This is a genomic window from Brevundimonas sp. TWP1-3 (assembly GCF_049896085.1).
In the GTDB taxonomy this organism is placed as follows: domain Bacteria; phylum Pseudomonadota; class Alphaproteobacteria; order Caulobacterales; family Caulobacteraceae; genus Brevundimonas.
In genome coordinates this window covers 679,995-694,193 of record NZ_JAFCTP010000002.1, presented here as the reverse complement: position 1 = coordinate 694,193, position 14,199 = coordinate 679,995, and the positions used below count along the sequence as shown (strand labels likewise).

The following is a 14,199-nucleotide window of genomic DNA, read 5'->3' as shown; positions in this document are numbered from 1 at the left end:
AGAACTGAAATGCTGAAGATTCGTCTGGCCCGCGGCGGCTCCAAGAAGCGCCCCTACTACTACATCGTCGTCGCCGACTCGCATGCTCCCCGGGACGGCAAGTTCCTGGAACGCGTCGGCACCTACAACCCGATGCTAGCCAAGGACGGCCCGCAGCCGCGCGTCACCCTGAAGGCTGACCGGATCTCGGAATGGCTCGGCAAGGGCGCCCAGCCGACCGACCGCGTCGCGCGCTTCATCTCGCAGAGCACCGAAGAAGTCCTGGCCGGCAAGGTCAAGTGGACCCAGTCGAACAACCCCAACAAGGCCCAGCCCGGCAAGAAGGCGCAAGAGCGCGCCGCCGAACGCGCCCAGCGCGAAGCCGACCGCCTGGAAGCCGAAGCCGCCGCCAAGGTCGAGGCCGCTGAAGCCGCCGCCCGCGCCAAGGAAGAAGCCGCTGCCGCTGCCGCCGCTCCGGCTGTCGAAGAAGCCCCGGCTGAAGAAGCGCCTGCTGCTGAAGCCGCCGCTGAAGACGCTCCGGCTGCTGAAGAAGCGACCGAAGAAAAGGCCGAAGGCTAAGCCTTTCGGTTTGAAGATGATCGAGGCGGCGTCTTTGGACGCCGCCTTTTTCATGGGCTAAGGACGACCATGACCACGGACAGCAGATTGATCCTCGTCGGCCAGATCGGCGGCGCTTTCGGGGTGCGGGGCGAGGTGCGGGTGACCGCCTTCACCGCCGATCCCCTGGCCCTGACCGCCTATGGCCCGCTGCTGCGCGCCGACGGCACGGTCGCCTTGACCCTGACCTCGACCCGTCCGGACAAGGCCGGCGTCGTCGGCCGGGCCAAGGAAATCACGACCAAGGAACAGGCCGACGCCCTGCGCGGCCTGAAACTGCACGTCCCTCGCGACCGCTTCCCGGAACCGGAAGAGGACGAATTCTATCTCGCCGACCTGCTGGGGGTCGAGGTCCGCGACACGGCGGGCGCGGTCATGGGCACGGTCAAGTCGGTCCAGAATTTCGGCGCCGACGACATGCTGGAAATCGCCCCCGCCACCGGCGGCCCGACCTGGTATCTGCCCTTCACCAAGGAAGCGACGCCCGAACTGCACTTAACCGACGGCTGGCTGCTGGCCGCGCCGCCGACTGAGGTGGGCGAGCGCGAGCCGGACTAGGCGTCTTCCACCGGCGCGTCGCCGACGTGCTTCTTGATCGACTCGATCGCCCGCTTGGCGCCCGACTTGTCGGAATAGCCCTCGGTCGAGAAGATGACTTCGGAGTTGAACTTGAAGCGGACGCGGTATTCGCCGGCCTTGTCCTGATAGACTTCGAACTTGTGCGCCATCGGGCGTCTCCCTGCCTGCGACCGGAGGATCGGTCACGGTCAAGCTGGCGCCGTCCGGCGTACGGTTCCAGACACAAGCCCGCGATCAAATGGCGCCGGCCGCTGTTGCGAAACCGCGAGGCCGCCCCGAAATAGAGGCCTCACCACGCGAGGCCCGCCATGACCGACCTGTCCGCCTTCCCGATCACCCAGCGCTGGCCGGCCCAGCATCCCGACCGCATCCAGCTCTATTCCCTGCCGACGCCCAACGGCGTGAAGGTCTCGATCATGCTGGAGGAGGTCGGCCTGGCCTATGAGCCGCACCTGGTTGACATCACCAAGAACGAGACTTGGGGGCCGGAATTCCTGTCGCTGAACCCCAACGGCAAGATCCCCGCCATCCTCGATCCGAACGGGCCGGGCGGGCAGCCGCTGGCCCTGTTCGAATCCGGCGCCATCCTGATCTATCTGGCGGAAAAGACCGGCCAGCTGCTCTCGACCGATCCGGCGACCCGCTACGAGACCATCCAGTGGGTCATGTTCCAGATGGGCGCCATCGGCCCGATGTTCGGCCAGTTGGGCTTCTTCCATCGCTTCGCCGGCAAGGACTACGAGGACAAGCGTCCGCGCGACCGCTACGTCGCCGAAAGCCGCCGCCTGCTGGGCGTGCTGGAAACGCGGCTTGCCAATGAAGGAGGAGAGCCCCGGGACTGGATCGTCGGGGATTACTCCATCGCCGACGTCGCCACATTGGGCTGGGTTCGCAACCTGATCGGCTTTTACGAGGCGGGCGAGATCGTCGGTTTTGCGGACTTCCCGCGCGTCGCCGCCTGGCTGGAGCGGGGTCTGGCGCGCCCCGCCGTGCAGCGCGGACTGGAGATTCCGGCGCGTCACTGAACCGTCGTGCCTGGCGAGCATTATCTGAAGACACCAACAGGAACGTGACCATGGGTATCTTCTCTTCGATCTGGAACAAGATCACGGGCCACAAGCCCAAGGCGGCCCCCGCACCGGCGCCCACGCCGACCGCCAGTGTCACGCCGACGCCGGGCGCGGCGGCCTCCACCCCCGCTCCGGCCCTGCCGCCCGTCGATGTCGAGGCGGTGCTCAGCGATCTGGCGGCGTCCAAGGGCGGCGGCGGCAACTGGCGCACCTCGATCGTCGATCTGCTGAAGCTGCTGGACCTGGATTCCAGCCTGGCGGCCCGCAAGGAACTGGCGGAAGAACTGAACGTCCATGCCGGCGAGCACGGTTCGGCCGAACAGAACATCGCCCTTTCCAAGGCCGTCTGGACCAAGCTCGCCGAAAACGGCGGCCACGTTCCCGCGTCGCTGCGCGACTAAGGCGCCTCAAGCAGCGCGAAGCGCGATAGGCTAAAACGGTGCGCTGGATCAGGCCTACGGCCTGATCCAGCGTCCGGCAGCCAGGGCCGCAAAGCCGACGACCAGGCCCCAAAAGGCCGACCCCACCCCGAACAAGGCCAGGCCCGATGCTGTGGCGGCGAACGTCAGCACGGCCGCTTCGCGCGACGCGCCTTCGGCCATCATGTTTTGAAGTGCGCCCGTCAACGGCGCCATCAACGCCAGCCCCGTCACGGCCGCCAAAACGGCTGGCGGCATGGCGATGAACAACCCGGCCAGCGTTGCGGCGAAAAGGGCCATGACCAGATAAAAGCCGCCATAGATCACGCCCACGACCCAGCGTCGCTCCGGGTCGTGGGCGTCCGTCCCGGTGCAGATCGCCGCCGTGATGGCCGCCAGATTGACCCCGTGTCCGCCGAACGGGGCGATCAGCAGGCTGGCGACGCCGGTGGACAGGATCAGCCGGTTGGCGGGCGGCGGATAGCCGGCGCTCTGCAACACGACCAGTCCCGGCAAGTTCTGCGCCGCCAGGGTCACCAGAAACAACGGAAAGCCTAGGCTGACCGCGGCCTTCCAGTCGAACACGGGCGCAACGGGCTCCAGATGGCCGAACAGGCCCGTCCCTGCCGGCACGGCCAGCTGCCCCCGGATCGCCAGCACCGCAAAGGCCGCCGCCAATACGGCAGGCAGCGCCCCGGTCGGCCACAGGCGTCGCGATATCAGAAACAGCGCAACCAGTCCGACGACCAGAACCGCGTCGTCCGGCACGACCTTGAACAGTCTCAACACGAACGGCAGCAGCACGCCCGCTAGCATGGCCGAAGCGATGGCCGCCGGTATCCGCTCCGCCAACCGCCCTAGGGCCGGGATCAGCCCGGTCAGGATCATCAGCAGCGCCGCGAAGACGAAGGCGCCGATCGCCGTCGGCCACGACAGGCCCAGGGTCGAGGCCGCCAGCAGGGCCGCCCCCGGCGTCGACCAGGCCAGGACGACGGGAATTTTCAACCGCCAGCTCAGCAGGGCGCCCGGCACGCCGATGGCGAGGCACAGGGCGGTGACCATCGATCCGATCTGATCGGCGTCCGCGCCCAGCGCCTGGCCTGCCTGCACCACCAGAGCGACGGTCCCGCCGAAACCGATCACCGTCGCCACGGCGGCCGACGAAAAGGCGGAGGCGGGCAGGGCGCGCATGGAAAAGGCCGGAGCAGTCATGCCCCGGCCTTAAACCGTCACCGTGAAGGCCGGAAGGGCCTGATCAGGCCTCTCCGATCAACCTTCCATGTCGTCCGGCAGGCCCACGGCGTGGAAGCCCGCATCGACGTGGACGACCTCGCCCGTGGTCGAACGCCCCAGATCCGAGCACAGCCACAGGGCCGCGCCGGCGACGCCTTCCATCGAGGTCTCTTCCTTGATCAGCGAGAACTGGGCCGACTTGGAATGCAGGCCGCGCCCGCCCGAGATGCCGGCCAGCGACAGGGTCCGCATGGCCCCGGCCGAGATGGCGTTGACGCGGATGTTCTTGGGCCCCAGGTCGCGCGCGATATAGCGGGTCGCCGCCTCCAGCGCGGCCTTGGCCACGCCCATGGTGTTGTAGTTCGGGATGACCCGTTCCGACCCCAGATAGGTCAGGGTGATCATCGACCCGCCGTTCGGCATCAGCTTCGATGCGCGCTTGGCCACGTCCACGAAGCTGAAGGCCGAGATGTTCATGGCCAAGAGGAAGCTGTCGCGCGTGGTGTTGTCGACGAACGACCCCTTCAGCTCGTCCTTGTTGGCGAAAGCCACCGAGTGGACGACGAAGTCGATCGTGCCGAAGGTCTTTTCCAGCTCGGCGAAGGCGGCGTCCATCGAGGCGTCGTCGGTGACGTCGGCCGGGATCAGCAGCTTGGCGCCGACGCTTTCGGCCAGCGGGCGCACGCGACGCTCAAGGCTCTCGCCCATATAGGTGAAGGCCAGTTCCGCGCCCTGAGCCGCCAGCTGCGAGGCGATGCCCCAGGCGATGGAGCTGGAGTTCGCCACGCCCATGATCAGGCCCTTCTTGCCCTTCATGAGGTCGCCGGTCGGCATGTCCCAGCCTTCGGAAGTGGCCATGGTTCGTCTCCTGATGATTTGGCGGAGGGTTAGCAGGCGTAGCGCGCTTGCTCAATCTTCTCCCTCCCCGCTCCGGGGAGGGTGGTCGCGCAGCGACCGGGTGGGGGCGGCCCGGCAGGGCGCACTTGTCTGAAGGCCAGACAGATCGGTGGGCGTCGCATTGCCGCCCCCACCCGACCTCGCTTTGCTCGGCCTCCCTCCCCGGACGGGGAGGAAGAGGCGCCGCGTTTGCCCTTAAAGCAGTCCCGAGATCGCCGCGCGGGCGGCGTCGCCCAGGTCGGGCCGTTTCAGGGCCAGGGCGACATTGGCGCGCAGCAGGCCGATCTTGTCGCCGCAGTCGTGGGTCACGCCGGCGTATTCGACGGCGGTGAAGCTTTGGTCCGCCATCAGCCGCGCCATGGCGTCGGTCAGCTGGATCTCGCCGCCCGCGCCCTTCTCCTGCGTCGCCAGCAGGTCGAAGATTTCGGGTTGCAGGATATAGCGGCCCGAGATCGACAGGTTGGACGGCGCGGTTCCGGCGGCGGGCTTTTCGACCATCCCCTTCATGACGATGCGCGAGCCGTCGCGGCTGACGGGATCGACGATGCCGTATTTGTGGGTCTGGTCCTCGGGCACGGATTCCACGCCGATGATGTTGCCGCCGGTCTCGGCATAGACCTCGGCCAACTGCTTCAGGGCGCCGGGCTGCGAGTCCACGATCACGTCGGGCAGGATGACGGCGAACGGCTCATGGCCGATGATGTCGCGCGCGCACCAGACGGCGTGGCCCAGGCCCTTGGGCTGCATCTGGCGGGTGAAGCTCATCTCGCCGGCCGACGCCAGTTCGGCGTTCATCATCTCAAGGATTTCGATCTTGCCCTTGGCCAGGAGCTGGGCTTCCAGCTCGATCTGGTGATCGAAATAGTCCTCGATGGCGCCCTTGGAGCGGCCAGTGACGAAGACGATATGCTCGATCCCCGCCTCGCGCGCTTCTTCGACGATGTAGGACAGGATCGGCCGATCGACGACGTTCAGCAGTTCCTTGGGCGTGGTCTTGGTGCCGGGGAGGACGCGGGTGCCGAGGCCCGCGACGGGCAATACGGCCTTGCGCAGGCGCGCGGGCGTGGTGGTCATAAATACATCCTGACAGCTATCCCGCCCCTTCTAACCGGTGCGAGCCGGCGAAAGAAGGGGCGGGACGGCGGTCGGGTTCCGCCTTACTTGGCGGGACGCGTCATCGGGGTCATGGCGGCGATGGTCGCGCGCTGGGCCAGCAGTTGGTCTTCCGGCAGCGGGATCAGGCCGCGGTCGGCCAGATAGCCGCCCTTGCCTGCAGCGCCTTCCGACAGGAACTCCTGCACATACTGCTTCAGGCCGGGGATAACGCCGATGTGGGCCTTCTTCACATAGATGTAGAGGCTGCGCGACAGGGGGTAGGCGCCGCTGGCGATGGTGTCGGCGGTGGGGGCCACGCCATCGATGGTCTCGGCCTTCACCGTGTCCAGGTTCTGTTCCAGGAACGAATAGCCGAACACGCCCAACGAGCCCGGCGTGCGGGTCAGGGTCTGGACGATGGCGTTGTCGTTCTCGCCGGAATCGATCCAGGCGCCGTCCTCGCGCAAGGTATGGGCGATGCCCTCGAACCGGTCCTTGTCGCCTTCGATGGCGGCGACGGCCGGAACCAGCTTGGCGCCCGGCGTCATGCCCAGCTCCAGGAAGGCGTCGCGGGTGCCCGAGGTGGGCGGGGGGCCATAGACCTGGATGCGCTGGTTCGGCAGGCCGGCGTTGACCTGGTTCCAGGTCTTGGCGGGGTTGGTCACGAAGGTCCCGTTCGGACCCGGCACTTCCTTGGCCAGGCCTTCGTACAGGTCGTTCAGTTCGAAGTTGAAGCCGTTGCCGTTGCGGGCCGTGGCGATGACGATGCCGTCGAAGCCGATCTTGATCTCGACGATCTCGGTGACGCCGTTCTTGGCGCACAGGTCGAACTCGGACTGCTTCATCTGACGCGAGGCGTTGGCGATGTCCGGCGTGGTCGGGCCGATGCCTTGGCAGAAGGCCTGGATGCCGCCGCCAGTGCCCAGCGATTCGACGCGGGGCGCCGCGCCGTTGGAGGCGCGGGCGAAGGTTTCCGCCACACTGTTGGCGAACGGGAAGACGGTGGACGAGCCGGCCGACCAGATGCCGGCGCGCGTGCCGGAGGCCGAGCCGCCCCCGCCATTGTCGCCACAGGCCGCCAGGGCCAGAAGGGCGGCGGCCGAAGCCGCCAGTTTCAGTGTGCGGATCATCCTGAGCTCTCCCTGAGCATCGATTTCGCGATGCTTAGAGCAGAGGATTGTGACAGTCCGACGAAGGACAGCCCGCCGCTACAGCAGGCGGCGGCGCATGACCTGCGACAGGGTGTCGATCAGGGTCACCGCGACGACAACGACGATCACGATGGCCGAGACGGCCCGGAAGTCGAAGGCGTTCATGCTGTCGAACAGCACCTGGCCGATACCGCCCGCGCCGATCAGACCCAGAACCGTCGCCGAACGGCTGTTCGATTCGAAGCGGTACAGGGCGAACGAGGTCCACAGCGGCGCGACCTGCGGCAACACGCCCCAGACGATCTCGTGCAGCTTGCCGGCGCCGGTGGCGCGCACGCCCTCGACCGGACCCTTGTCGATCGATTCGACAGCTTCGGAGAACAGCTTGGCCAGGACGCCTGCCGTATTCAGTGTGATGGCCAGGACGCCGGCCAGCGGCCCCAGGCCCACGGCCGTGACGAACAGCAGGCCGATCACCAGGTCGGGCACCGAACGCAGCAGGTTCATCACCCAACGCACCGGCGTCACGACCCACACGGGGGCGATGTTGCGCGCGGCGGCCAGACCCAGCGGAATTCCCAGCAGAACGGCCAGGAAGGTGCCCCAAAGCGCGATCTGGACCGTCTCCCACATCTTGGCGACGAACATCTTCCAGTCGCTGAAGTCGGGACGCAGCAGGTCATGGACGAACAGCTGGGTGCTGTCGTTGCCGGCGAACAGGCGCGGCAGATTGCCCAGATCGACGGCGTCGATGCTGTAGAGCAGGACGGCGGCGACGCCGCCCCACACCAGGATGTCGGCGACCCACGCCAGGGTGGATTTCTTGGGCGCCGCCGGAATGGAGACGGCGGGGGACGCGACTGCGGTCAAGGCCGGACCTCACGCAGGCTGCGCAGGCGTTGAAGCTCGCGCTCGGCGGCGGCGACGGCGGCGGTGTCGCCGTTGGCGCGCGCATCGCCCAGTTTCTGGTCGGCGATCATCTCGCGGATCGGATCCAGATAGGTGTCGTCGGCGGCGGTGAAGCGGGAATATTCCAGGTCCGCCAGAACCGCGCGCTGACGCTCGGCCTCGGCGCCTTCGCCCTGGCCATAGGTCAAGAAGAAGCTGCGGATCTTTTCCTTCAGCGCCGGGTCCAGGTCCTCGCGCACGACGATGCCGCTCTCGGGGATGGGGGGCGAGGTCCAGATTTCCTCGATCTGCCCGGCCAGCTGCGGGTTTTCCTTGCGCATGAAGATGGTGTTGACGCTGTTGGAGGTCGCCACGTCGATCACGCCGGTGGCCACGCCGAAAGCGTTGGCCTGGTGGTTGGCCGAGCGCACGGTCTTGAAGCACTGGGCCGGGACGACGCCGCGCGGATTGAACAGGAAGGTCAGCGGGGCCAAGGTGCCCGACGTCGACTGGGCGTCGCCGATGCCGAAGTTGTACTGCTTGCCGCAGGCCATGACCTTGTCCAGCGTGATGCCCGAACCCTTCTTGACGATCAGGGTCGATTGATAGCTGTCCAGGCCTTCGCGGTTGACGGTGCGGGCGATGACCTCGGCCTTGGCGCGGTCGATGGCCTCGACCTCGGGCTTGGCCGAGAACCATCCGACCTGGGTGTGGTTGCCGCGCATGGCCTCGACCAGAACCGTATAGTTCGAGCCGAAATAGGGTTTGACCGGCACGCCGATGGCCTTGGACATATCGTCCAGCAGTGGCTGCCACAGCGGACCGGCGGAGGCCTGACCTTCGGCCGACAGGATCGAGAAGGTGATCTCGGTCGGCACGCCGCCGGCCTTCTGGTCCTCACCGCCGCCACAGGCCGCCAGGCCCAGGATCATCACGGCTGCGCCCGCCGCTGCGAACAGACGACGAGTAGAGGAAATACGGGACAGGCTCATGCCTTGGTCTCCCAGAACGCGTCCTCGAACTCGGGACCGTAGATTTCGATCAGACGCTGTTGGTCCAGCGCCGTAGACGGACCGTCATAGACGATCTTGCCGCCTTGCAGGGCGATGACGCGGTCGCAATAGCGTATGGCGTAGTCGACCTGGTGCAGGGTGACGATCACGCCCATGCCGTCGCGCCTGTTCAGCTCGACCAGCAGTTCCATCACCTTGCGGGCGGACACCGGGTCCAGCGAGGCGACGGGTTCGTCGGCCAGTATGGCCTTGGCGCCCTGCACGATGGCGCGGGCGATGGCGCCGCGCTGCTGCTGACCGCCCGACAGGGTGTTGGCGCGCTGGGCCGCATAGTCGGACACGCCGACGCGGTGCAGGGCCGCCATGGCCTTGTCCTTGTCCGCCTGGGGCCAGGCGCCCAGCAGGCCCTTCCATGCGGGCAGGCGCCCCAGCGCGCCCAGCATGACGTTGGAGAACAGGCTGAGGCGGCCGACCAGGTTGAACTGCTGGAAGATCATGCCCAGCTTGCCGCGCGCTTTGCGCACGGAACCCGTGACCCGACCGTCCTTCTGCACGGTCTCGCCGAACACTTGGATCGTGCCCTTGCCCGCATCGATGGACTGCAGGCCGGTGATGGAGCGGAGCAGGGTGGACTTGCCCGAACCGGACGGACCGATCAGGGCGACCATTTCGCCGGAGGCGACGGAAATCGAGACGCCGTCCAGCGCCTTTCGCGATCCGAAGGTCTTCGACACGTCGCGCGCCAGGACGAGCCCGGGGGAGACGGCGGCTGCGGATGAACTCATGAACTCGCTAGGAGGCTGTGGCGAAGGGGCGCCGCATGACGCGACGAAGGCGTCTAGGCAAGGCCTTAATCGCACACGGCGTGCGACCTCGTCCATAGCCGACCCATTCAGCGGCCTTCCGCCGCGGCCTCGACCCTTGCGACATCGGCGGCGATCGGCAAGGCGACGCGGGAGCGTTCCAGCGCTTCGCGCGCGAGGGGCTCTATCACGGACGCCAGTGCCGGTGTCGTCGCCAGCGCTCTGAGGCTCTTTTGCAATCGGACCGAAACCGCCACGTCGCCGGCTCCGTAACGCGCTATGGGGCCGAAAACGTCGTCCAAAAGGTCCGCATCGGCAATGTCCGGCACGAACAGCCGGTCGCGCAGGGGCCCATCCTTGTCTGTCGCGACATCGTTCGCCCATATGTCGATCAGGCGTACGCCGCTGGATATGACCTGAATCGCGGTTCCAGGATCGTTCACGCCAGGCGACAGGGCTTTTGCTGCGATTTCGCCCAGCACGATCAGGCCGAAGCGCGGATCCTGATCGTATGAGCGCGAATTCCCGATCGCGAACGCTGATCGAAAATCATCCTGAGCACTGTCGTCGCAGGCCGGCAGGCTGATCCGGGCCAGCACGCCCCCACGCCGAACGAGTGCGCCCGGCGCGGCGATCACCTCGACTTCGCAGTCGCGCGCCTCGGCCATCGCCTGAAGACGTGCGGGATCGACGTTCTGGACATAGCCGGTGGCGTGGGCCTTCACCTCGGCGCCACCTGAAAGGTGTCCCCGTCTGCCCCCAAGAAGCGGAAGGTCTCGGCGCTGGGTCAGGGCGTCGAGCGCATAGCCCTCCACCAGATCGATCATGTGACCGACCCGGGCCAGGCTCGACAGGCGGTTGATCCAGGCCAGCAGGCGAAACGCCACCAGCCCCACCATGGCCAAGCTGAAGAGGAACAGGATGGCTCGGCCGTTCTGGCCATAATAGTGGGCGTTGATCGCCGTCACCGCGACGATGGCGTAGAGAAAGGCCCCGACGAAGGTGGCCAAGGACTTCTGCGTCTCCTCGTCGCTGGTCACCAGGGCGGCGACCCGAGGACTGGCCGCTGACGAGACGGAGGTATAGGCCGTGACCATGGCGCCGACCGAAAACGTCGCCACACCCAGCAGGCTGGACGCCAGGATCGTCAATATGGATTCCACCGACTGGCCGCCCAACCGCTCGGCCATCTGGGCGGGGACCCACGGCGCCAGGAAGACCGCCAGGAGCGCCGCAGCCACCCCGACGCCCGCATAGGCCGTCGCGCGCACCCAAAGTTGGCGTCTCAACTTGCGCCACAAGAATATCCAGCGGTTCATTCACGCCTCCCGGCTGCTCAACGAGGTTGGAACGGCCCAGGTTGCCCTCACGACGGCGTTTCACGGGGTGGACGGACATTTGTGACAGTCCAGTCCTGGCCAAACCCAAGCCCCGCCACGAAAAAACCCCTTTACATGACAGTTCGAAGTCCCCATATCGCGCCTTCCGGCGGACCCCGTAGGTCCTTTCTGCGCCGCTAACGCCGGTCTGGGTTTAACAATTAGCAGGGGGTTACGTGAATTGCGCACGTATCAGCTTCCCCTGGACCTGGTCCGTGAGCGGTCCCCTGAACGTCCCGTCGCCCTCGTGCGACCGCGTTCGGTTTCCGTAGCGGCACGCTGGTTCCAGGATAATCTAAAGGCCGACGTCTTCTATGCGGTGAAGGCGAACCCGTCGCGTTGGGTCGTCGAGACCCTGATCGAGGCCGGCGTTTGCGGTTTCGACGTGGCGTCCATCGCCGAGATCGAGCTGGTTCGCTCGGTCAGCCATGACGTTCGCCTGGCCTTCATGCACCCGGTCAAGAGCCGGTCTGCGATCACCAAGGCCTATTTCGACCACGGCGTGCGGACCTTCTCGCTCGACTGTGTGGATGAGCTGAACAAGATCCTCGACGCCACTGGCGGCGCGGACGACCTGAATTTGATCGTGCGCATGGCCGTCTCGGCCGACGGTGCGGCCTATACGCTTTCGGGCAAGTTCGGCGTCTCGGCGGATCAGGCTCCGGCCCTGCTGATGGCCACGCGCCAAGCGGTCAAGGAAGGCCTGATGGGCGTTTCCTTCCACGTCGGCAGCCAGTGCATGCGCCCGACCGCCTACCAGGCCGCCATGGCCCAGGTCGGTCGTTCGATCAGCCGCGCCGGCGTCATCGTGGACATCGTCGATGTCGGCGGCGGCTTCCCCTCGGTCTATCCGGGCATGGTCCCGCCGGACATGAGCGAATACGCCGACGCCATCCATCGCGGCTTCAACGAGATGCCGGTGTCGGAAACGACCGAGCTGTGGTGCGAGCCCGGCCGGGCGCTGGTCGCCGAATCCTCGTCGATTCTGGCCCGCGTCGATCTGCGCAAGGGCGACGCCCTGTATCTGAACGACGGCTCGTACGGCTCGCTGTTCGACGCGACCCACTCGCGCTGGCCCTTCCCGACCAAGCTGGTCCGGGACGGCGAGGCGGCGAGCGATCTGAAGGCCTTCCAGTTCTACGGCCCGACCTGCGATTCCATCGACCATATGCCGGGACCTTTCTGGCTGCCGGCCGATATCCGCGAAGGCGACTTCATCGAGATCGGCATGCTGGGCGCTTACGGCGTCGCCATGTCGACCGGCTTCAACGGCTATGGCGAGCACGATCTCGCCGTGGTCGAGGACGCCCCGATGGCCTCGCTCTATGGTCTGGCCCCGCGCTCCATCCCCACCGTGCGCACCACGGCGGAAGAGAACGCCCGCAAGATCGTGCGTCTGTCACGTCCCAAGGGTAAGGCCGGTCAGCGCAAGTCGCGCCGGAAGTAACTTGACTGCGTCACCCTCGGGCTTGTCCCGAGGGCCCACGGTGCTGCACCCCGCTGCCGGGATCGTGCGGCCGATCAATGGGCCCTCGGAACAAGTCCGAGGGTGACGGTCTATTCAGGGTCATCGGTCGCTCCGTCCCGATGCTCCTTGAGGTTATGACGGGCGCTCAAATCAAAGGGAAACCTCCGAAATGAACGCTCCCGTTCAAGCCAACACCAAGGCCCAGCTGCTGCAGAACGTCGTCGAGCACGTCGACATCACCAGCTTCGACGCGCGCCCGATCATCGACAGCATGCGCAAAATGTCCTTCAGCTCGCGCGACACCGCCCGCGCCGCCGACATCTTCTCCATGGCCATCGAGGACAAGGACTGCTCGCCCTGGCTGATCCTGGCCGGTTCGACCTCGGCCGGCGGCTGCATGGATGTGTACCGCGACATGGTGAAGTTCGGCATGGTGGACGCCGTCGTCGCCACCGGCGCCTCCATCGTCGACATGGATTTCTTCGAGGCCTTGGGCTTCAAACACTATCAGGCCGCCGGCGAGGTGGACGACAACGTCCTGCGTGAAAACTACATCGACCGGATCTACGACACCTATATCGACGAGGAAGAGCTTCAGGCCTGCGACCACACCATCCTGGAGATCGCCAACCGGCTGGAGCCGCGCGGCTATTCCTCGCGCGAGTTCATCTGGGAAATGGGCAAGTGGCTGAGCGAGGGTAATGCGAAAAAGCCCGGCTCGCTGATCCAGACCGCCTATGAAGAGGGCGTGCCGATCTTCTGCCCGGCCTTCGTCGATTCGTCCGCCGGCTTCGGCCTGGTCAAGCACCAGAAGGAGCGCGCCGCCGCCGGCCAGCCCTATCTGATGCTGGACGCCATCGCCGACTTCCGCGAACTGACCGACATCAAGATCGCCGCCGGCGTCACCGGCCTGTTCATGGTCGGCGGCGGCGTGCCCAAGAACTTCGCCCAGGACACGGTCGTCTGCGCCGAAATCCTCGGCGTCGAGGCAGAGATGCACCGCTATGCGGTCCAGATCACCGTCGCCGACGTCCGCGACGGCGCGTGCTCGTCCTCGACGCTGAAAGAAGCCGCCTCCTGGGGCAAGGTCCAGACCACCCACGAACAGATGGTCTTCGCCGAGGCCACCACGGTCGTCCCCCTGATCGGTTCCGACGCCTACCACCGCGGCGCCTGGAAGGCCCGCGACAAGCGCCGCTGGAACAAGCTGTTCGGCAAATAATTAGTCGTCGATTTCCTTCTCCCCTCGGGGGAGAAGGTGGCCGGCGGAGCCGGTCGGATGAGGGGGCTGTTTCTGCCCCACGGCATGTCGCCGTATGGCCTCGGTCACGACCGCCGGGTTTCTTGAAAACTCCGCGTTCCGAAACCGCAGCACCGTATAGCCCGCCGCCTCGATCCGAGGCATCCCGCGCCGCATCGCGCGCCTCGTGCAGATCATGCACGCCGCCATCCAGTTCGATCACAAGCCTGATCTCATGACAGGCGAAGTCGGCGATCGCGCCCGCGACAGGGGCCTGTCGCCGAAACTTCAAACCACCCAGCTGTCGGTTCCGCAGCATGGACCAAAGGATCGCTTCTGCGCCTGTCATCTCGGCGCGAAGGCGGCG

General features: G+C 66.4%; 16 protein-coding genes and 1 pseudogene. 6 read left to right on the top strand and 11 right to left on the bottom strand.

All coding sequences use genetic code 11. From position 1 onward, the window contains the following. Positions 1 to 9: 9 nt before the first annotated feature. Positions 10 to 558: a 30S ribosomal protein S16 gene (gene rpsP, locus ACP693_RS15295; protein WP_426020546.1), complete on the top strand. Its 549-nt coding sequence runs from the start codon at positions 10 to 12 to the stop codon at positions 556 to 558. A gap of 69 nt (positions 559 to 627) precedes the next feature. Beyond that, positions 628 to 1,155, top strand: coding sequence for a ribosome maturation factor RimM (rimM, locus tag ACP693_RS15290; RefSeq protein ID WP_426020545.1), 528 nt, complete (start codon positions 628 to 630; stop codon positions 1,153 to 1,155). Here rimM and ACP693_RS15285 read toward each other — a convergent pair. Continuing rightward, on the bottom strand, positions 1,152 to 1,325 hold the full coding sequence (locus ACP693_RS15285) for a YegP family protein (protein WP_426020544.1): 174 nt from the start codon (positions 1,323 to 1,325) through the stop codon (positions 1,152 to 1,154). The genes rimM and ACP693_RS15285 overlap by 4 nt on opposite strands. A gap of 159 nt (positions 1,326 to 1,484) precedes the next feature. Here ACP693_RS15285 and ACP693_RS15280 point away from each other — a divergent pair, with 159 nt between their 5' ends. Further along, a complete protein-coding gene (locus ACP693_RS15280; RefSeq protein ID WP_426020543.1) occupies positions 1,485 to 2,201 on the top strand; it encodes a glutathione S-transferase N-terminal domain-containing protein in 717 nt (238 codons plus the stop codon). A gap of 50 nt (positions 2,202 to 2,251) precedes the next feature. Then, positions 2,252 to 2,647: a DUF3597 domain-containing protein gene (locus ACP693_RS15275; protein WP_135194517.1), complete on the top strand. Its 396-nt coding sequence runs from the start codon at positions 2,252 to 2,254 to the stop codon at positions 2,645 to 2,647. Between the two features lie 54 nt (positions 2,648 to 2,701). Here ACP693_RS15275 and ACP693_RS15270 read toward each other — a convergent pair whose 3' ends face one another. From ACP693_RS15270 to ACP693_RS15235, 8 genes are all read right to left on the bottom strand, one after another. Further along, complete coding sequence (locus ACP693_RS15270) at positions 2,702 to 3,877, bottom strand: benzoate/H(+) symporter BenE family transporter (protein ID WP_426020542.1); 1,176 nt, start codon at positions 3,875 to 3,877, stop codon at positions 2,702 to 2,704. A 57-nt stretch (positions 3,878 to 3,934) separates the two neighbouring features. Further along, positions 3,935 to 4,732 (bottom strand): enoyl-ACP reductase FabI, encoded by a 798-nt coding sequence (locus ACP693_RS15265; RefSeq protein ID WP_409716945.1) that lies wholly within the window; start codon positions 4,730 to 4,732, stop codon positions 3,935 to 3,937. A 258-nt stretch (positions 4,733 to 4,990) separates the two neighbouring features. Then, positions 4,991 to 5,869, bottom strand: a complete 879-nt coding sequence (gene galU / locus ACP693_RS15260) for a UTP--glucose-1-phosphate uridylyltransferase GalU (protein WP_372691398.1) — start codon at positions 5,867 to 5,869, stop codon at positions 4,991 to 4,993. A gap of 83 nt (positions 5,870 to 5,952) precedes the next feature. Further along, complete coding sequence (locus ACP693_RS15255; protein ID WP_426020541.1) at positions 5,953 to 7,020, bottom strand: substrate-binding domain-containing protein; 1,068 nt, start codon at positions 7,018 to 7,020, stop codon at positions 5,953 to 5,955. A 78-nt stretch (positions 7,021 to 7,098) separates the two neighbouring features. Beyond that, complete coding sequence (gene phnE / locus ACP693_RS15250) at positions 7,099 to 7,911, bottom strand: phosphonate ABC transporter, permease protein PhnE (RefSeq protein ID WP_409716790.1); 813 nt, start codon at positions 7,909 to 7,911, stop codon at positions 7,099 to 7,101. Beyond that, positions 7,908 to 8,921: a phosphate/phosphite/phosphonate ABC transporter substrate-binding protein gene (gene phnD / locus ACP693_RS15245; protein ID WP_426020540.1), complete on the bottom strand. Its 1,014-nt coding sequence runs from the start codon at positions 8,919 to 8,921 to the stop codon at positions 7,908 to 7,910. The genes phnE and phnD overlap by 4 nt, the downstream gene beginning before the upstream one ends. After that, positions 8,918 to 9,727, bottom strand: coding sequence for a phosphonate ABC transporter ATP-binding protein (gene phnC / locus ACP693_RS15240; RefSeq protein WP_409716794.1), 810 nt, complete (start codon positions 9,725 to 9,727; stop codon positions 8,918 to 8,920). The genes phnD and phnC overlap by 4 nt, the downstream gene beginning before the upstream one ends. A gap of 107 nt (positions 9,728 to 9,834) precedes the next feature. Continuing rightward, positions 9,835 to 11,064 (bottom strand): DUF2254 domain-containing protein, encoded by a 1,230-nt coding sequence (locus ACP693_RS15235; protein WP_426020539.1) that lies wholly within the window; start codon positions 11,062 to 11,064, stop codon positions 9,835 to 9,837. A 241-nt stretch (positions 11,065 to 11,305) separates the two neighbouring features. Between ACP693_RS15235 and ACP693_RS15230 the strand changes: the two genes are divergently transcribed. Together ACP693_RS15230 and ACP693_RS15225 are read left to right on the top strand one after the other, a co-directional pair. Next, entirely contained in the window at positions 11,306 to 12,571 is a 1,266-nt protein-coding gene (locus ACP693_RS15230; RefSeq protein WP_426020538.1) for a type III PLP-dependent enzyme, read from the top strand. Between the two features lie 190 nt (positions 12,572 to 12,761). Next, positions 12,762 to 13,814 (top strand): 1,9-bis(guanidino)-5-aza-nonane synthase, encoded by a 1,053-nt coding sequence (locus ACP693_RS15225; RefSeq protein WP_426020537.1) that lies wholly within the window; start codon positions 12,762 to 12,764, stop codon positions 13,812 to 13,814. Here ACP693_RS15225 and ACP693_RS15220 read toward each other — a convergent pair whose 3' ends face one another. Together ACP693_RS15220 and ACP693_RS15215 are read right to left on the bottom strand one after the other, a co-directional pair. After that, on the bottom strand, positions 13,815 to 13,997 hold the full coding sequence (locus ACP693_RS15220) for a DUF559 domain-containing protein (RefSeq protein WP_426020536.1): 183 nt from the start codon (positions 13,995 to 13,997) through the stop codon (positions 13,815 to 13,817). It lies immediately after the preceding gene. A 55-nt stretch (positions 13,998 to 14,052) separates the two neighbouring features. Next, positions 14,053 to 14,151: pseudogene (locus ACP693_RS15215) on the bottom strand (DUF559 domain-containing protein); the annotation flags it as partial. Positions 14,152 to 14,199: the final 48 nt, after the last annotated feature.